We start from the raw sequence: 16,948 nt of genomic DNA, 5'->3' as shown, positions 1-16,948 counted from the left end.
AGGTACGTGTGCTGCCCGGACAGGACGATTTCGCCCCGCAGGTGGGCGGCGAGCGAAGCTGCATGGCCCCGACCGCGGGCACTCACGGCCCGGCGACATGCCTCGTGGCGCACGGGGCCGCGGCACAGAGCGCCAGGGTCCGGTGGCAGGGCACTGGTGGGTTCGTTCCGGTGCGCGCACGGTCATGGCGGCCGGACGGGCGACGGCTAGCGTTCGGCGCATCCCACGCAGCCGCGACGCAACTCGCCGGAAGAAGAGAAACCCATGCAATTCGGCATCTTCACGGTCGGTGATGTGACGACCGACCCGACCACGGGACGTACTCCCTCCGAGCACGAACGCATCAAGGCGATGGTCGCCATCGCGCTCAAGGCGGAGGAGGTCGGCCTTGACGTCTTCGCGACCGGCGAGCACCACAACCCGCCGTTCGTGCCCTCCTCCCCGACCACGATGCTCGGCCACATCGCCGCCCGCACCGAGAAGCTGATCCTGTCCACCGCCACGACGCTGATCACCACCAACGACCCGGTGAAGATCGCCGAGGACTACGCGATGCTCCAGCACCTGGCCGACGGCCGGGTCGACCTGATGCTGGGCCGCGGCAACACCGGCCCCGTCTACCCGTGGTTCGGGCAGGACATCCGGCGGGGTCTCGACCTCGCCAAGGAGAACTACGCGCTGCTGCGCCGCCTGTGGCGCGAGGACGTGGTCGACTGGGAGGGGACGTTCCGCACCCCGCTCCAGGGGTTCACCGCCACCCCGCGGCCGCTGGACGGCGTAGCGCCGTTCGTCTGGCACGGCTCCATCCGGTCGCCGGAGATAGCCGAGCAGGCGGCCTTCTACGGCGACGGCTTCTTCCACAACAACATCTTCTGGCCGGCCGACCACACCCGGCGCATGGTCCAGCTGTACCGGCGGCGGTACGCCTTCCACGGCCACGGCCGGCCCGAGGAGGCGATCGTCGGCCTCGGCGGCCAGGTGTTCATGCGGAAGAACTCCCAGGACGCCGTACGGGAGTTCCGCCCCTATTTCGACAACGCGCCCGTCTACGGGCACGGGCCGTCCCTGGAGGACTTCACCGAGCAGACCCCGCTGACCGTGGGCTCGCCCCAGCAGGTCATCGAGCGGACGCTGACCTTCCGCGAGTCGGTCGGCGACTACCAGCGGCAGCTGTTCCTGATGGACCACGCGGGGCTGCCGCTGAAGACCGTGCTGGAGCAGCTCGACATCCTGGGCGAGGAGGTCGTACCCGTCCTGCGCAAGGAGTTCGCGGCCGGGCGGCCTGCGGAGGTGCCCGAGGCGCCGACCCACGCCTCCCTGGTCGCCGCCGCACGACAGGAGGCTGCCGCATGAGTGCCACCGCCCCGGCCGGAGGCCGCCCGGTGAAGCTCGTCGCCGTCTCGGCGGGGCTGAGTACCCCGTCCGGCACCCGTTTGCTCGCGGACCGGCTCGCCGAGGCGGTCCACGGCGAACTCGGGCCGCGGGGACACGAGGTGGACAGCCGCGTCATCGAGCTGCGCGAACTGGCCGTCGCCATCGCCAACCATCTCGTCACCGGATTCCCGCCGCCCCCGCTCGCCGCCGCCATCGACGCGGTGACGGGCGCCGACGGCCTGATCGCTGTGACCCCCGTGTTCAGCGCTTCCTACAGCGGGTTGTTCAAGTCCTTCTTCGACCTGATCGATCCCGGCGCCCTCACCGGCAGACCGGTTCTGGTCGCCGCGACGGGCGGGACGGCCCGGCACTCCCTGGTCCTGGAGCACGCGCTGCGGCCGCTCTTCGCCTACCTGCGCGCCGTCGTCGTACCGACCGGCGTGTACGCGGCGTCCGAGGACTGGGGGACCGGCGGCGACGCGTACGCCGAGGGGCTGCCCGCGCGCATCCGCCGGGCGGGCAGCGAACTGGGCGCCCTGATGGCCGTCCGGCCGGCGGACCCGGAGCCCGGGGACGAGATCAGCGCCCTCGAACGGCAGCTGTCCGACCTGCGGTTCGACTGAGAACGGCGTTCAGGTGAGGTGGCGCAGCAGTGCCGCGACGGCCGCCGGAGGCTCGCCCGGCGGCCGTACCACCATCACCTTCCAGCTCGGCGCGTGCCGGGCGAACCGGTAGAGCGTCAGGTCCGGGAAACGGTGGGCGATGGTCGGCGGCATGATGCAGACGCCGAGGTCTGCCCGGACCAGTTCGGACGCGGCCACGATGTCGTTGACCTCGAAGGTCGTGGCGCGTTCGACGCCGGCCGCCCGGAACGCGCGGTCGGCCGCGTCGCGGATCGCCCAGCCCGGCGTGAACTCCACCTGCGGCAGCTCGGCGATGTCGGCGAGGGCGACCGTGCCCTCGGCACCGCTCGTGGTGACTTTCCGGCGTGGGGAGGCCACCAGGACCATCTCCTCGCGGGCCAGCAGCCTGGTCACCAGCCCCCGCTGCTGCTGGCGGTCCAGCGCCACCACCGCCAGGTCCACCGCGCCCTCGCGCAGCGCCTGCCGGATGTCGGTGACCGCCGCCTGCCGCAACTGCACCACCACCCGCGGATGTTCCGCCCGCAGCGCGGCCAGCGCGTGATGCAGGTTCGCCCAGACCCCCTGCATGGTGCCGACCGTCACCCGGCCGCGCAGCTCGCCCTTCGCCGCGTCGACCGCCTCGCGGGCCAGCTCGGCGGCGCGCAGTGCCTGCCGGGCCGCCGGGACGAACGCCTCACCGGCCGGGGTGAGCCCGACCCGGTGCGTGGTCCGGGTGAACAGCGGGGTGCCCAGCTCGCGTTCCAGGGCGCGGACCGTGCCGGAGACGGCGGACTGGACCACGTGCCGCCGCCGTGCCGCCGCCGTGAACCCGCCCGCGTCCGCCACCGCGACGACGACTTCCATCTGCCGTAGGTCCATCATCCGCTCCCGGTGGCACAGCGCCCGCCTCGGCAGGGCGGCCATCTCCGCTGCATCCTAGGCAGGCGCCGGCCTCCCTCAGGCGCGGACCAGGGGAGTGTCGACCAGGTGCTCGGCCAGGAACCAGGCCTGCAGCTCCCCGGTGCGGATCACCTGCGAGACCAGCAGGTCGTTCGTGCCGTCGTCGCCCATCTCGGCGGCCCGGCCGGCCGCGTCGTGCGCGTCGATCAGGATCGTCTCATGGGCCTCCAGCAGCCGCGACAGCATCGCCGGGACCTCCTCGACGCCGTCCGGCGGACGCGGGACCGAGGTGATCTCGGCGACGTGCCGCGGGTCGCCCACCGCGACCCCGCCCAGGGTCTGGACCCGCTCGGCGATCGTGTCCACGAGGGCCAGCTGGTCGTCGGCGTGCTTGTCCAGCAGCAGGTGCAGCTGGTAGAAGGTCGCGCCGCGCAGCAGCCAGTGGTGCTTCTTGTAGAGGCCGTACAGGATCTGCGTGTCCGCCAGGACCCGGTTGAGACGCTGGCAGGAGTACATGCGCGCCTCGTACGAGAGGCCGAGGGGGAACTGCTTGACGGTCCCGAACTCCTGGATGATCTCGCCCTTCTGGTGCAGCCACGGCTGACTGTGCTGCAGGGCTTTCCCGGGCTCGGAGCTGGTGGTCATGGTGTGCCTCCTGGCGGATGTGCGATGCGGCTGGGTACGCGAGTGACGCTAGGCGCGGCGGCGGGGGAGGCGTTGTCCGGGAGCGCCCGGGCCGGCACCCCTGAGCGCACCCGGTTCGCTCTGGGGCCGACCGCCGTGCACGCACGGACACGGGCCGTCCGCCGTACCGCCCTACCGTCGGTGGCCGGTAGTCGTAGGGAGCGAGGCGGACATGAACGAGCGGGTGGACGTGGTCGTCGTCGGCCTGGGGCCGGGCGGAGAGTACCTGGCGGGCACCCTTGCCGAGGCGGGGCTCGACGTGGTCGGCGTCGAGGCCGAGCTGGTCGGGGGCGAGTGCCCGTACTGGGGGTGCGTGCCCAGCAAGATGATGATCCGGGCCGGGAACGCCCTCGCCGAGGCCCGGCGCGTGCCCGCCCTGGCCGGGCGGGCCGAGGCGGCTCCGGCCTGGGGCCGGGTCGCCGATCGTATCCGGCACGAGGCCACCGACGACTGGAACGACCGGGTGGCGGCCGACCGGCTGGTAGCCAAGGGCGGCCGCCTGGTCCGCGGCCGGGGCCGTCTCACCGGCCCGCGCCGGGTGACCGTCGACGGACGGGTGTTCGAGGCCCGCCGGGGTGTCGTCCTGGCCACCGGCAGCCGGCCCCGCATACCCCCGGTGCCCGGCCTCACGGGCACGCCCTACTGGACCAACCGCGACGCCATGTCCGCCAAGGAGCTCCCGGCGTCGATGCTGGTGCTCGGCGGCGGTGCCATCGGCGCCGAGGTGGCCCAGGTCTTCGCCCGGTTCACCTGCCGGGTCACCATCGTGGAGGGGCAGGACCGACTGCTCGGCCAGGAGGAGCCGGAGGTGGGAGAACTCGCCGCCGAGGCCCTGCGCACCGACGGGGTGACCGTCCTGACCGGCGCGCGGGTCAGCCAAGTCGCCCATGACGGCACCGAGTTCACCGTGTGGCTCGAAGGCGAGAGCGAGCCCCGCCGGGCCGAGCGGCTGCTCGTCGCCACCGGACGGTACAGCGAACTCGCCGAGCTGGGCGTCGAGGCGGCCGGGCTCGACCCGACCGCGCGGGCCGTCCCCACCGACGGACAGATGCGGGCGGCGGACGGCCTGTGGGCGGTCGGCGACATCACCGGCCGGGGCGCCTTCACCCATGTGTCCATGTACCAGGCGCAGATCGCCGTCCGCGACATCCTCGGCCGTCCCGGCCCCGACGCCGACTACCGGGCGCTGCCCCGGGTCACCTTCACCGACCCCGAGATCGCGGCCGTCGGGCTGACCGAGCGGCAGGCCCGCGACCGGGGGCTGCGGGTGCGGACCGCCGTAGTGCCGAACGCCTCCTCGACCCGCGGCTGGATCCACGGGCCGGGAGGCGAGGGCTTCCTCAAGCTGGTCGAGGACGCCGACCGGGGTGTCCTGGTCGGCGCGACCTCGGCGGGACCGGCCGGCGGTGAGCTGCTGTACGGGCTGAACGTCGCCGTCCACGCCGAGGTCCCGGTCGAGCGGCTGCGGCACATGATCTACACGTACCCGACCTTCCACCGCGCGATGGAGGCGGCGCTGGCGGCCCTACGCTGAGCGCTTCGCGCTGTTCCTGCGCTCGGTGAGCCAGTACAGCAGCCCCAGCACCGGCAGGGCGGCCCCGAAGAGGCTGACCGCGCTCCAGCCGCCGGACCGGTAGGCGATCGAGCCGAGCTGGGAGCCGAGGGCGCCGCCGATGAAGAAGATCGCGATGAAGGCGCTGTTGAGGCGGGCCCGGGCGAGGGGATCGAGTTGGTAGACGGTGTGCTGGCCGAGGATCAGGCTGGTCTGCACGGCCATGTCGAGGGCGACGGCCGCGAGCCCGATCAGGATGACGCTGTGCTGACCGAAGCCCGCTATGGCGAAGGCCAGCGCGGCGACACCGAACGCGACACCGGTCATCCGGCGGGTCAGCCCGTGGTCGGCCCAGTGCCCGGCCAGCGGCGCCACGGCCGCACCGGCCGCGCCGACCAGCGCGAACACCCCGACCCCGACGGCGGAGTAGTGGAAGTGCGGCCCGGTCAGGACGTAGGAGACTGTGGTCCAGAAGGCGCTGAAGGCACCGAACATCGCCGCCTGGTAGAGGCCCCGGCGCACCAGCGCGGGGTGCGTGCGCACCAGGGCTGCCGTCGAGCGCAGCACGTGGTGGTACGGCACGGAGGTGGTCGGCGCGTGCCGGGGCAGGGCCAGCCGCAGGGCCACACCCAGCAGGGCCATCAGGACGGCCGAGCCGAGGTAGACCACCCGCCAGCCGGCGACGCTGGAGACCAGGCTGCTGAGCGTGCGGGACAGCAGAATGCCGGTGAGCAGACCGCTCATCACCCGGCCCACGACCCGGCCCCGGGCGTGGTCGGGCGCCAGGCTCGCGGCGAACGGGACGAGTATCTGCGCCACCACCGACGTGGCACCGCTGACCAGCGAGGCGATCAGCAGCATGGGGAACCCGGTCGCCAGACCGGCCGCCACCAGGGCGAGCGTGGTGACCGTCAGCAGTGCGGTGATCAGGCTCCGCTTCTCCAGCCGGTCGCCGAGCGGGACCAGGAAGATCATGCCGATCACATAGCCGACCTGGGTGAGTGTGATCAGCGTGCCGGCGGTGGCGGTGCTGATGTGGAAGACGTCCCGCAGCTCGGACAGCAGCGGCTGGGCGTAGTACAGGTTGGCGACCGTCATGCCGGAGGCGACGGCGAACAGCGCGATCAGCCAGCCCGGCACCCCGGGTGCGGGCTCGGCTGCTGTCTCCCGGCGCGGGGAGCGGACTTCGGACGACGACTCGGACACGGGGACCTTCCTCACAGGAGGCGTTGCTCTCACCGTGCACAAGCGCTCCGACGCCCGCCATGCTTCCCCCTTCACGGCGATGATCCGGGATGTCAGTCATCTTGATCAGAGATGACCATCGCTGCCCCGCCCCTCTCACCCCGCCCCTCTCACCCCGCCCCTCTCACCCCGCCCCTCTCACCCCACCCCACACCACCCACGAAAAGGAATCCGATGAACCGGCTCACCACCACCCCCGTCGTCGTGCACAACGAGGCCCTCAGCCGCTACGAGATCCTGGTCGGCGGCGAACGTGCCGGCCTCACCGCCTACCGCGACCGCGGTGACCAGCGCGTCTTCTACCACACCGAGGTCGACGAGGCCTTCGCCGGCCAGGGCCTGGCCGGCCAGCTGGTCCGGGAGGCGCTCACCCACACCCGCGCCGCCGGCAAGCGCGTCGTACCCGTGTGCCAGTACGTGGCCAAGTTCCTGCAGAGGCACGAGGGGTTCGCCGACCTCGCCGACCCGGTGACCCCCGACGTCCTGCAGTGGCTCCGCACCGAACTGCGCTGACCTGGAATGCGCTGCCGGAAGCGATCCGGTGCGCTGATGGTCAACTCCGGTTCGCCCCGGGCCACTACCGTGACCGGCGGCGCGGCGACCCCCGCCGTGCCGCCGGAGGCGAAGGAGCGGCATGGCCAGGCAGACCATCGCGGAGCAGTACGTCGACCTCATGGCGCGCGCGGGCGTGCGCCGTGTCTACGGGGTGGTCGGGGACAGCCTGAACCCGGTCGTCGACGCGGTCAGACGGCATGACGCGGTGGAGTGGGTCCAGGTCCGCCACGAGGAGGTCGCGGCGTTCGCGGCCGGCGCGGAGGCCCAGCTCACCGGCCGCCTCGCCGCCTGCGCCGGCTCCTGCGGCCCGGGGAACCTGCACCTCATCAACGGCCTGTACGACGCCCACCGCTCGATGGCGCCCGTGCTCGCGCTGGCCGCCCAGATACCCAGCGGCCAGATCGGCACCGGCTACTTCCAGGAGACCCACCCCGACCGGCTGTTCGCCGAGTGCAGCCACTACTCGGAGCTGATCTCCTCCCCGCACCAGATGCCGCGCGTCGTCCAGACGGCCATCCAGCACGCCGTCGGCCGCCGCGGGGTCTCGGTCGTGGCCCTCTCCGGCGACACCGCCGCCGAGGACACCCCGGACGCGGCTCCCGAACTCACCCTGCCCCTGGACCTGCCCGCCATCCGCCCGGCTGACCGCGAACTCGCCCGCCTCACCGAGCTCGTGGACGCCGCCGAGCGCGTGACGGTGTTCTGCGGCCGGGGTGTCGCCGGCGCCCACGCCGAGGTGATGGCCTTCGCCGAGAAGGTCAAGGCCCCGGTCGGGCACGCACTGCGCGGCAAGGAGCACATCCAGTACGACAACCCGTATGACGTCGGCATGAGCGGACTGCTCGGCTACGGCGCCGCCTACGAGGCCATGCACGAGGCCGACCTGCTGATCCTCCTCGGCACGGACTTCCCGTACACCGAGTTCCTGCCCCGTCACGTCCGCACGGTCCAGGTCGACGTCCAGCCCGAGCGGCTCGGCCGGCGCACCCAGCTCGACCTCGCCGTGTGGGGCGACGTGGGCGAGACCCTGCGGTGCCTGACCCCTGCCGTGCGGGAGAAGTCGTCGCGCCGGTTCCTCGACCGCATGCTGGAGCGGCACGCGCACGCCCTCGAAGGCGCCGTGAACGCCTACACACGCGACGTCGAGAAGCAGACCCCGATCCACCCCGAGTACGTGGCCGCGGTACTCGACGAAGAGGCCGCCGACGACGCCGTGTTCACCGTGGACACCGGCATGTGCTGTGTGTGGGCGGCGCGTTATCTGACACCGAACGGCCGCCGCCGCATCCTCGGCTCGTTCGTGCACGGCTCGATGGCCAACGCGCTGCCGCAGGCGATCGGCGCCCAGTTCCTGGACCGCGGCCGGCAGGTCGTCTCGCTCTCCGGCGACGGCGGATTCTCCATGCTGATGGGCGACTTCCTCACCCTCGTGCAGTACGGCCTGCCGGTCAAGGTCGTCGTCTTCAACAACTCCTCCCTCGGCATGGTCGACCTGGAGATGATGGTCGACGGCCTGCCGCCGCACGCCACCAGCTACCCGCACACCGACTACGCGGCCATCGCCACGGCGGCCGGAGCACGGGGCATCCGGGTGGAGAAGCCCGCCGACGTGCGCGGCGCGTTGCGTGAGGCTTTTGCCCATGAGGGACCCGCGCTGGTCGACGTCGTCACCGACCCCGCCGCCCTGGCCGTCCCGCCGAAGATCACCGCCGAGCAGATCAGCGGGTTCGCGCTCTCCGCGAGCCGGACGGTGCTGAGCGGCGGAGTCGGCCGCATGGTCCACCTGGCGCGGGCCAACCTCCGCAACATTCCCCGCCCTTGAGGGCTCAGCGTGGTACGGCAGATCCGCCCGAGGTGTCGAAGGCGTGCGTCACCTCGGGCGCGGTGCCCGGGGTGAGCAGCGCGCGGGCCTCCTCCTCGAACCGGCGGTCGGTGGCCGTGAGCCGCACGTGGTGCTGGGCCTGGTGCTCCGCCCAGGAGGAGACCAGGTAGTTCTCGACGAAGCGCTCCGGGTCGTGGCCGTCCTGGTAGAGGCCCCAGGAAAGGGCTCCGGTACGGCGCCGGGAGCGGGCCACACGGTGCATACGGTCCGTGAACTCGGCCTGCCGGTCCGCCGGGACGCGGTAGACGACGGAGACCAGGACCGGGCCGTCGGCCTCCCCCGGCTCGAACACCAGGGGAGGCGTCGGCCAGTGGTCGGAGGGCGCGGGGTTGATGCCCTCGGCGTCCCGCAGTGGCCAGCGCCGTACGCTGGCAGCGCTCAGCAGCATCGCGCCGCCGGCGACCAGCAGACAGGCGCTCAGCCCCAGCCAGTCGGCCACCGCACCCCACAGGGGCGCGGCCAGCGCCTGTCCGCCCTGGAAGACCAGCAGGTAGACGGCGAGTCCGCGGGCCCTGACCCAGCCGGGGAGCCGTGTCTGCACGGCCGCGTTGAGCGTGGAGAGTACGGCGATCCACGCGAGGCCCGCGGGCAGCAGGGCGAGCGCGGCCAGCCACGGGACGTGGACCGTGGCCAGCACCGCGAGCACTCCGGCGAACACCAGGGCGCCGACGGCGAGGATGCCGTTGGCGCCCAGCAGGCGACGGGCGCGGGGGAGGAGGAAGGCCCCGCCGACCGCGCCGACGCCCACCGCCCCGAGGAGCAGTCCGTAGCCGCCCGAGCCGAGGCCGAGGGAGCGGCTCGCGGTCAGCGGCAGCAGGGCCCACAGGGCGGCGCCGCCGGGGATGAACAGGAGCGTGCGCAGCAGGATCCGGCGGACGCCGGGCGCGTTCCAGACGTAGCGGCGGCCGGCGTACAGCGCGGCCAGCAGGCCTTCGTTCCCGGCGGGCGGGGCGGCCGCCGCGGCGGGGCGCCGCCACAGCAGCAGCACGGCCGCGATGCCCAGGTAGGACACCGCGTTGAAGGCGAAGACCCAGCCGGCGCCCGCCGCCGCGACCACCGCGCCGCCGAGCGCCGGACCGACGGCACGGGCCAGGTTCATGTTCACCGCGCCCAGCGCCGCCGCCTGACCGAGCCGCTCCCGTTCCACCAGCTCCGGCTGGATCGCCTGCCAGGCCGGGCCCATCAGCGCGGTCCCGCAGCCCAGCAGGAAGGTCAGGAGCAACAGGGCCGTCGGCGACAGGGCGTCCAGGAACGCCAGCACGGCCAGCGCCCCGGACACCGCGAGCATCGCGAACTGGGCGGTCACCAGCACCGCACGCCGGTCGAACCGGTCGGCGACCACCCCGGAGGGCAGCGCAAGGAGGACGACGGGCAGGCTGGACGCGGTCTGCACCAGCGTCACCAGCGCGGCACTGTCCCCGACCAGCAGCCACTGGGCGCCCACGGTCTGCATCCAGCTGCCGACGTTGGAGACCAGCTGGGCGATCCACAGCGCCCGGAAGACACGTGCCGCGAGCGGCGCCCACGGGGAGTCGGTGGCGGCGCCGCTCATGCCGCTCCCGACCGGGTCCAGGCGGGGTCGCCGCCGGCCAGGCGGTGCGTCGCCAGGGAGGTGATGAGCAGGAGCAGCAGGGCCAGGCCCAGGGTGAACACCAGATGGCCGTGGAGCAGCAGCTCGGTCCCGGCGAACGCGCCGAGCAGCATGGCCAGGACGGACAGGATCCGGCGGCCGGGCCGGGGCGCGGCACCGCCCGCCGGACCGGAGTCCGCGGCCAGGCCCGTCAGGGTCAGCGTCAGCACGGTCGTGGTCATGTCGGGGACGCCGAGACGCCGGGCGACCGCGTTCTGCAGGCCCATGGCGAGCCCGAGGAACACGATCAGCGTGTACTGGACCCCGGTGCCGACCCGGCCGTCGGTGACCGCGGCGACCGCCACAGTGACGGCGACCAGCACCGTCTGCACGGCCGTCGCCGTCTTCAGCAGACTCCCGCGGTGGGTGGCGAACCGGGTGCCCAGCCGCCCCCCGGCCAGCGCCCCGGCGAGGAACGCGGCCAGGGCGACGACGGAGGCGAGCGCGGACAGGTTCGGGGAGCCCGCCAGTGCGAAGCCGAGGAACACCACGTTGCCGGTCATGTTGGCGACGAAGACATGCCCGAGGGACAGATAACTCACCGCGTCGACCAGCCCGGTGACCACCGTCAGCGTCAGCATCAGGGGAGGCAGCGGGCCGTGGCGGTCGTCCTTGGGCGGTACCAGCGTGTGGAACGCGTCAGTCAGCAGCCCGCGCACGGGTCGCTCCTTCCGGTGCGGTGGAGGTGCGGTGCAGCACCGCGCGGGTGAGCAGCCCGCTCGTGGGGCCGATCACGATCGCCGCGAGGACGAGCCACAGCGGCCACGGGGTGAGGCTCAGCGCGTGGTCGACGGACCACCGGCCGGGCCCGGTGAGGGCCAGGGCCACCGAGATGACGACGAGGACCAGCGGATACTCGTACCCGTCGTTCTGCACCCACAGCCCCTTGGGCCACTTGACGGTGCCCGCGACCGTCATCACACCCATCGCCGCCATCGCGGCCAGCAGCGTGAGCAGTCCGGCGGCCAGGAACAGGCCGGCGCCGACCTGGCTGCCGCCCGCGACGACGGCGGTCAGCCGGCCGCCGCGGAACCCGTCGTGCCGGAACTCCTCCGTTCCGCCCGCCAGGCCCTTGCCCCCGAGGTGGAAGCTCACCTTCTGCACTCCGTGGCCGGCGATGAGGAGTCCCGCCAGCAGCCGGAGGACCAGCAGTCCAGCGTCCATGTCTTCCTGTTCTTCCTTTTCTTCCTGCCTGTTCCTGGCTCGGGACGTGACGTCCGCTCAGCCGGCCGCGTGGGCGCCGATCATGGTCTGGGCGTAGACCAGGCCGAGGCCGTAGGCGCCGCCGTTCTCCTTGACCACGTTCGTGACCGCCTCGTACGTCTCCGTGCGGGCCCAGTCGCGCTGGAGCTCCAGAAGCACCTGGACCCAGGTCACCGGCACGGCGCCGCCCTGGACCATGCGCTGAACGGCGTGCTCGTGGGCCTGCGGGGTGACACCGCCGGACGCGTCGGCGACCACGTAGACCTCGTAGCCCTGGGCGATGGCGGAGAGCACCGGCAGGACCACGCACACCTCGGTCCACAGACCGGCTATCACGAGCTTCTCGCGTCCGGTCGCCTTGACGGCCTCGACGAACGCCTCGTCCTCCCAGGCGTTCATCGAAGTGCGGTCGATGATCTTCTGGCCGGGGAAGACGTCCGTGAGCTGCGGCATGATCGGGCCGGAGAAGGACTCGGCGGCGACCGTGCTCAGCACGACCGGCACGCCGAACGCCTTGGCGGCCTTGGCCAGACCCAGGGTGGAGTTGATGATCGCGGTGCGGTCGCCGCTACCGGTGCCGAAGAACATCTGCGGCTGGTGGTCCACGAACAGCACGGCGCAGTTGCCGGGGGTGAGGAGGCCGGGGCTGGGGGCAGCGGTCACCTGGGCGATGTCGACCATGACGAAGAACCTTTCTCAGTGAACAAGGGTGGGATGGCGCCCCGGAAGGAGGAGGTTCAAGTGCCGTCCTCCTTCCGGGAGTCCGGAGTTCGGGAGTCTCAGAGGAAGCACGGGTCGGACGGCATGGCGGTGCCGTCCGGGATCAGGCCGCGCCGGACCCGCCAGGCGCGGTGCAGTTCGGACTCGGCGACGGCCTCGCCCAGCGCCTCCGCCTGGCGTACGCCCGCCAGGCCGCGCGGGGCCGCCTGGTAGCCGCCGAAGTGTGCCACCGGGCTCCAGCCAGGGGTGATGGCCGGCAGTTCCTCGTCGAGGCCCTCGTACTCGCCGGCGGCGTAGACGATCCGGCCGCCGGTGACGGTGAGCAGCGACTCGATGCGGGCGATCTCCGGTTCGGGCACGGTGAAGTAGTCGTCGGAGAGGATCGCGAGGTCCGCGAAGAAGCCCGGGCGCAGGATGCCCTTGACCCCCTCCTCACCCGTCAGCTCGGCGCCGGCCCGGGTGAACATGCGCAGGGCGGTCTGCCGGTCGACCCGGTTGGACGGGGGGCGGAGCACGAGGTCGCCGACGTTGCGGCCGCTGATCAGCCAGTGCAGGGCGACCCACGGGTTGTAGGTGGAGACCCGGGTGGCGTCGGTGCCGGCGGCCACGGTCAGTCCGCGGTCCAGCATCTCCTGGATCGGCGGGGCGTCGGCGGCGGCACCGGGGCCGTAGCGGCGCAGGAAGGCCTCGCCCTGGAAGGACAGCCGGTTCTGTACGGACATCGCACCGCCGAGCGCGGCCACGCGGTCGAGGCTCTGCGCCGACACGGTCTCCGCGTGGTCGAACAACCACCGGTTCCCGGCCGGGAAGAGCCCTTCGGCGGCCAGTTTCTCGAAGACCGCGAGATCCCGGCGGATGGTCTCGTCGTACGTGGCGTGCAGCCGGAACCCCCAGCCGTTCTCCATGAGAAGACGCACCGCCTTCTCGAACTCCGGCTCGTAGTCCTCGTGTTCGGGACGTGGCTGGTTGAAGTTCTCGAAGTCGGCCGCCGCCCAAGTGAGGTTCTCGCCCGCGCCGTTGAGGCGCAGCCACTCGTCGCCGTCCCCGTAGTCCGCCATCTCGATCCAGCGGGTGAGGTCGGCCACCTCCTGGCCCGCGGTCTGCGGGAAGAGGTGATAGGCGATGCGCAGCGACAGCTCACCGGCCTCGGCCAGTTCGACGACGGTGCCGTAGTTCTCCGGGAAGTTCTGGAAGCCGCCGGCCGCGTCGATCGCGGACGTCAGCCCGAACCGGTTCAGCTCGCGCAGGAAATGCCGGGTCGAGGACTTCCGGTGCTCCTCGTCCAGCACCGGAGCCTTGGCCAGTGTCGAGTAGAGGACGAGGGCGCTGGGCGCGGCCAGCAGCATGCCCGTCGGCTCCCCGTCCCGGCCGCGCACGATCTGGCCACCCCTCGGATCGGGGGTGTCCTTGTCGAATCCGGCGGCTTTCAGCGCCGCCCGGTTGAGGACGGCCGACTGGTACAGGTGCAGGACGAACACCGGGGTGTCCGGGGCGGCGGCGTTCAGCTCGGCGACGGTCGGCAGCCGCCGTTCCGCGAACTGTTCGGCCGACCAGCCGCCCACCACCCGCACCCACTGGCCCCTCGGGGTGCGGGCGGCCTGCTCGCGCAGCATCGCCAGGCCCTGGCGCAGCGTGGGCACCCCGTCCCAGCGCAGCTCCAGTACGTAGTTGAGCCCGCCGCGGATCACGTGCAGATGGGCGTCGTTGAGCCCCGGGATCACCCGCCGCCCGAGCGCGTCGACCACCTTGGTGGCCGGGCCGATGTGCGCAGCCACGTCCTTGTCGTCGCCGACGACCGTGACCACACCGTCCCGGACGGCGACAGCCCCCGCGTGCGGGCGGTTCGGGTCTCCGGTGTGGATCTTCGCGTTGCGGACGACGAGGTCGGCGGGATCGTCGACGGCCTGGGGAACCAGACCGCCGACCGGCATTGAGGACACGCTTGCTGGACCCCCTCCGGGATGGGAACTGCGGTGCCGGGGTCCGTGTTCGCCGTCGGATCAGAGGCGAACCGCGACCGCCGGGCCGTCACGCTAGGTCCGATACCGGCCGCGGTGTGTCCCGTGCGCGCACGCGCATCCGCCCTGCGGCGCACGGCCGCGCCCGCCGCTCGGCGGCACATCGTCGCGCCTGCCAGGCGGTGCATGGCCGGATCCGTGTGCGGTGCGGGGCCGTCCCCGCCCGCGGTGCGCGGTGTCGGCTCCGTGGTGCGTGGTGTCGGCTCCGTGGTGCGTGGCGGTGTTCGGCTGGGGTGGGCGGTGGTGCCGGCTTGGTGGTGCGTGGCCGGATCCGCCCGGGTGCACGGCCGCGCCCGCCCCTCGGCAAGGTGGTGCCCGCCCGACAGCGCACCGCCGTCGTACCTGCTCCACCCCGCAGCGCTGCGCCCCCGCGTCCGCACGTGCGCTGCCGGGCCGCCGGAAGTGCGCTCGGGGGCAACTGTCCGGCACACATCGCTCCTACGGTGGGCCGCGGCGGCGCCGGAATCGGCCGGTGCGCCCCACGCAATCCCAGGAGACTCGCATGTCCGAAGCCTTCACGCCCGTCACGCCGGTATTGGAGCCCGCCGCCCAGGCCTTCGTGGAGGCCACCGCCAACCCGCCCTACCTCTTCGACCTCGCCCCGGCGGACGGCCGCAAGGCCGTCGACGAGGTGCAGTCCGGCGAGATCGCCAAGCCGGCGGTCGACGAGGAGTGGATCACGGTCTCCGGCGGCCCCACCGGCACCGTCCGGGCCCGTATCGTCAAGCCCGCCGGCGCCACCGGCACCCTCCCGGTGATCATCTACATCCACGGCGCCGGCTGGGTCTTCGGCAACGCCCACACCCACGACCGCCTGGTCCGCGAACTCGCCGTCGGCGCGAACGCCGCCGTCGTCTTCCCCGAGTACGACCTCTCTCCCGAGGTCCGCTACCCGGTCGCCATCGAGCAGAACTGGACCGTCGCGAAGTGGGTCGTGGAGCAGGGCGCGACCAAGGACCTGGACGCCGGCCGGATCGCGGTGGCCGGTGACTCGGTCGGCGGCAACATGACGATCGCGCTGACCCTGATGGCCAAGGAGCGCGGCGGCGTCCCGCTGCTCCAGCAGGTGCTGTTCTACCCGGTCACCGACGCGAGCTTCGACACCGCCTCCTACCACCAGTTCGCCGAGGGCTACTTCCTGCGCCGCGACGGCATGTTCTGGTTCTGGGACCAGTACACGACCGACGAGGCCGAGCGCGCCCAGATCACCGCGTCCCCGCTGCGCGCCACCACCGAGCAGCTCACCGGCCTGCCCCCGGCCCTGGTCATCACCGGTGAGGCCGACGTGCTGCGTGACGAGGGCGAGGCCTACGCCAACAAGCTCCGCGAGGCCGGCGTGCCCGTCACCGCCGTCCGCTTCCAGGGCATCATCCACGACTTCGTGATGCTCAACGCCCTGCGCGAGACCCACGCCGCCGAGGCAGCCATCTCCCTGGCCGTACGCACCCTGCACACGGCCCTGCACACCGCCTGATCCGGGCACCGGCATGACCACGAGCGAGCCGCCCGCGCACGACGGCCACCCGCACCTCAGCCACCTCAGGGAACAGCTGGCCGAGCACCACCGCCGGGCCGAGGCGGAACGCGAGGAAGCGGAGCTGGCGGAGGCCATCGGGGCGGCGGCCTTCGACCTGGGGGCGGACATCGGGCACCCCGCCCCCGACCACGGGGAAGCCGCCTACGACGTCGACACGGACATCGGCGTCGACCCGCGCTAGGCCGGCCCCCCGTCAGCCCTCGGACACCGACAGGGAACTCCCATGACCGACCCCACTCCCACACCCACCGTCGTCCTGGTGCACGGCGCCTTCGCCGACGCGTCCAGCTTCGCCCGGGTCATCCCGGAACTGCTGGCCGACGGCCTGAAGGTGCTCGCCCCGGCCGTGCCCAACCGCAGCCTGACCGGCGACGCCGACTACATCGCCTCGGTCGTCCGTGCGATTCCCGGCCCCGTCGTCCTGGTGGGGCACTCCTACGGGGGCGCCGTCATCACCGTCGCGGGCGCCGAGGAGAACGTGAAGGCCCTCGTCTTCCTGGCCGGTTACGCCCTGGAGGAGGGCGAGAGTCTTGGCGAGCTGCAGGGCCGGTTCCCCGACTCCGAGCTCGCCTCGGCGCTGGTGTACACGCCGTTCCCGGTCGCGGGTTCGGACGAGCCCGGCACGGATGTGACCGTCGAGACCGACAGGTTCCCCGCGATCTTCGCCGCCGACGTGGACCCGGAGCTGGCCAGGGTGCTCGCCGTCTCCCAACGCCCGCTGGCGGGCGCGGCCTTCGCCGAGGCGGCCCCGGTCGCCGCCTGGAAGACCAAGCCGTCCTGGGGCCTGGTGTCGTCCTCCGACCGCACCATCAACCCCGACGTCGAGCGCTACGGCTACGAGCGCGCCGGTATGACCACGGTCGAGGTCGACTCGTCCCACCTGGTCATGCTCGCGCACCCGAAGAAGGTCGCCGACCTGATCCGGGAGGCCGTCCGGAGCCTCGCTACGGAGTAAACGGCGCACCCCGCAAGGGTGATGCCGAGAGGGCCGCGCACCGGTGTCGACCGGGCGCGGCCCGTCCGCG

Annotated in this window: 16 protein-coding genes; 8 read left to right on the top strand and 8 right to left on the bottom strand. The window is 72.7% G+C overall.

What is annotated here, in order from left to right; genetic code table 11:
- Positions 1-264 precede the first annotated feature (264 nt).
- Positions 265-1,353: an LLM class flavin-dependent oxidoreductase gene (locus EDD90_RS14350; RefSeq protein WP_123973399.1), complete on the top strand. Its 1,089-nt coding sequence runs from the start codon at positions 265-267 to the stop codon at positions 1,351-1,353.
- Entirely contained in the window at positions 1,350-1,997 is a 648-nt protein-coding gene (locus EDD90_RS14345) for an FMN reductase (protein WP_123973398.1), read from the top strand. The genes EDD90_RS14350 and EDD90_RS14345 overlap by 4 nt, the downstream gene beginning before the upstream one ends.
- A 9-nt stretch (positions 1,998-2,006) precedes the next feature.
- Here the strand turns inward: EDD90_RS14345 and EDD90_RS14340 are convergent, their stop codons facing one another.
- Together EDD90_RS14340 and EDD90_RS14335 are read right to left on the bottom strand one after the other, a co-directional pair.
- Complete coding sequence (locus tag EDD90_RS14340; protein WP_260327854.1) at positions 2,007-2,921, bottom strand: LysR family transcriptional regulator; 915 nt, start codon at positions 2,919-2,921, stop codon at positions 2,007-2,009.
- A 33-nt stretch (positions 2,922-2,954) separates the two neighbouring features.
- Complete coding sequence (locus EDD90_RS14335; protein ID WP_123973397.1) at positions 2,955-3,542, bottom strand: Dps family protein; 588 nt, start codon at positions 3,540-3,542, stop codon at positions 2,955-2,957.
- 211 nt (positions 3,543-3,753) lie between these two features.
- On the opposite strand from EDD90_RS14335, the gene EDD90_RS14330 reads away from it, so the two are divergent.
- On the top strand, positions 3,754-5,115 hold the full coding sequence (locus tag EDD90_RS14330; RefSeq protein WP_123973396.1) for an NAD(P)/FAD-dependent oxidoreductase: 1,362 nt from the start codon (positions 3,754-3,756) through the stop codon (positions 5,113-5,115).
- Here the strand turns inward: EDD90_RS14330 and EDD90_RS14325 are convergent.
- Positions 5,107-6,339 (bottom strand): MFS transporter, encoded by a 1,233-nt coding sequence (locus EDD90_RS14325; RefSeq protein WP_260327853.1) that lies wholly within the window; start codon positions 6,337-6,339, stop codon positions 5,107-5,109. The genes EDD90_RS14330 and EDD90_RS14325 overlap by 9 nt on opposite strands.
- A 213-nt stretch (positions 6,340-6,552) precedes the next feature.
- Between EDD90_RS14325 and EDD90_RS14320 the strand changes: the two genes are divergently transcribed.
- Entirely contained in the window at positions 6,553-6,891 is a 339-nt protein-coding gene (locus EDD90_RS14320; protein WP_123973395.1) for a GNAT family N-acetyltransferase, read from the top strand.
- Between the two features lie 121 nt (positions 6,892-7,012).
- Positions 7,013-8,755 (top strand): pyruvate dehydrogenase, encoded by a 1,743-nt coding sequence (locus tag EDD90_RS14315; RefSeq protein WP_123973394.1) that lies wholly within the window; start codon positions 7,013-7,015, stop codon positions 8,753-8,755.
- A 4-nt stretch (positions 8,756-8,759) separates the two neighbouring features.
- Here EDD90_RS14315 and EDD90_RS14310 read toward each other — a convergent pair whose 3' ends face one another.
- The 5 genes from EDD90_RS14310 to EDD90_RS14290 form a co-directional block, all read right to left on the bottom strand.
- Positions 8,760-10,367, bottom strand: a complete 1,608-nt coding sequence (locus EDD90_RS14310) for an MFS transporter (protein ID WP_123973393.1) — start codon at positions 10,365-10,367, stop codon at positions 8,760-8,762.
- Positions 10,364-11,104: a YoaK family protein gene (locus EDD90_RS14305; protein WP_123973392.1), complete on the bottom strand. Its 741-nt coding sequence runs from the start codon at positions 11,102-11,104 to the stop codon at positions 10,364-10,366. Before EDD90_RS14305 ends, EDD90_RS14310 begins: the two co-directional genes overlap by 4 nt.
- On the bottom strand, positions 11,085-11,609 hold the full coding sequence (locus tag EDD90_RS14300) for a DoxX family protein (protein ID WP_123973391.1): 525 nt from the start codon (positions 11,607-11,609) through the stop codon (positions 11,085-11,087). The genes EDD90_RS14305 and EDD90_RS14300 overlap by 20 nt, the downstream gene beginning before the upstream one ends.
- 57 nt (positions 11,610-11,666) lie before the next feature.
- The gene (locus EDD90_RS14295) at positions 11,667-12,329 is read right to left on the bottom strand and encodes a hydrolase (RefSeq protein WP_123973390.1); all 663 of its coding nucleotides are present in this window, start codon (positions 12,327-12,329) and stop codon (positions 11,667-11,669) included.
- A 98-nt stretch (positions 12,330-12,427) separates the two neighbouring features.
- The gene (locus EDD90_RS14290) at positions 12,428-14,299 is read right to left on the bottom strand and encodes an amidohydrolase (protein ID WP_260328726.1); all 1,872 of its coding nucleotides are present in this window, start codon (positions 14,297-14,299) and stop codon (positions 12,428-12,430) included.
- 589 nt (positions 14,300-14,888) lie between these two features.
- Between EDD90_RS14290 and EDD90_RS14285 the strand changes: the two genes are divergently transcribed.
- Genes EDD90_RS14285 through EDD90_RS14275 form a run of 3 tightly spaced genes read left to right on the top strand, consistent with a single transcriptional unit; the run spans position 14,889 to position 16,878 of the window.
- Positions 14,889-15,860, top strand: coding sequence for an alpha/beta hydrolase (locus EDD90_RS14285; RefSeq protein ID WP_123973388.1), 972 nt, complete (start codon positions 14,889-14,891; stop codon positions 15,858-15,860).
- A gap of 13 nt (positions 15,861-15,873) precedes the next feature.
- Positions 15,874-16,104, top strand: coding sequence for a hypothetical protein (locus tag EDD90_RS14280; protein ID WP_123973387.1), 231 nt, complete (start codon positions 15,874-15,876; stop codon positions 16,102-16,104).
- A gap of 42 nt (positions 16,105-16,146) precedes the next feature.
- Positions 16,147-16,878 carry an alpha/beta fold hydrolase gene (locus EDD90_RS14275; RefSeq protein WP_123973386.1) on the top strand — a complete coding sequence of 244 codons (732 nt, stop codon included), beginning with the start codon at positions 16,147-16,149 and terminating at the stop codon, positions 16,876-16,878.
- Positions 16,879-16,948: the final 70 nt, after the last annotated feature.

The organism is Streptomyces sp. Ag109_O5-1 (assembly GCF_003814875.1).
GTDB lineage: Bacteria > Actinomycetota > Actinomycetes > Streptomycetales > Streptomycetaceae > Streptomyces > Streptomyces sasae.
The sequence above is the reverse complement of the archived record's forward strand: the minus strand, read 5'-3'. Positions and strand labels throughout refer to the sequence as shown.

Excerpts from the sequence above, each read along its gene's own strand:
- EDD90_RS14350 (WP_123973399.1), top strand. The coding sequence starts at position 265 with ATGCAATTCGGCATCTTCACGGTCGGTGATGTGACGACCGACCCGACC.
- EDD90_RS14345 (WP_123973398.1), top strand. The coding sequence starts at position 1,350 with ATGAGTGCCACCGCCCCGGCCGGAGGCCGCCCGGTGAAGCTCGTCGCC.
- EDD90_RS14340 (WP_260327854.1), bottom strand. The coding sequence starts at position 2,921 with ATGGCCGCCCTGCCGAGGCGGGCGCTGTGCCACCGGGAGCGGATGATG.
- EDD90_RS14335 (WP_123973397.1), bottom strand. The coding sequence starts at position 3,542 with ATGACCACCAGCTCCGAGCCCGGGAAAGCCCTGCAGCACAGTCAGCCG.
- EDD90_RS14330 (WP_123973396.1), top strand. The coding sequence starts at position 3,754 with ATGAACGAGCGGGTGGACGTGGTCGTCGTCGGCCTGGGGCCGGGCGGA.
- EDD90_RS14320 (WP_123973395.1), top strand. The coding sequence starts at position 6,553 with ATGAACCGGCTCACCACCACCCCCGTCGTCGTGCACAACGAGGCCCTC.
- EDD90_RS14315 (WP_123973394.1), top strand. The coding sequence starts at position 7,013 with ATGGCCAGGCAGACCATCGCGGAGCAGTACGTCGACCTCATGGCGCGC.
- EDD90_RS14310 (WP_123973393.1), bottom strand. The coding sequence starts at position 10,367 with ATGAGCGGCGCCGCCACCGACTCCCCGTGGGCGCCGCTCGCGGCACGT.
- EDD90_RS14300 (WP_123973391.1), bottom strand. The coding sequence starts at position 11,609 with ATGGACGCTGGACTGCTGGTCCTCCGGCTGCTGGCGGGACTCCTCATC.
- EDD90_RS14295 (WP_123973390.1), bottom strand. The coding sequence starts at position 12,329 with ATGGTCGACATCGCCCAGGTGACCGCTGCCCCCAGCCCCGGCCTCCTC.
- EDD90_RS14290 (WP_260328726.1), bottom strand. The coding sequence starts at position 14,299 with ATGCCGGTCGGCGGTCTGGTTCCCCAGGCCGTCGACGATCCCGCCGAC.
- EDD90_RS14285 (WP_123973388.1), top strand. The coding sequence starts at position 14,889 with ATGTCCGAAGCCTTCACGCCCGTCACGCCGGTATTGGAGCCCGCCGCC.
- EDD90_RS14280 (WP_123973387.1), top strand. The coding sequence starts at position 15,874 with ATGACCACGAGCGAGCCGCCCGCGCACGACGGCCACCCGCACCTCAGC.
- EDD90_RS14275 (WP_123973386.1), top strand. The coding sequence starts at position 16,147 with ATGACCGACCCCACTCCCACACCCACCGTCGTCCTGGTGCACGGCGCC.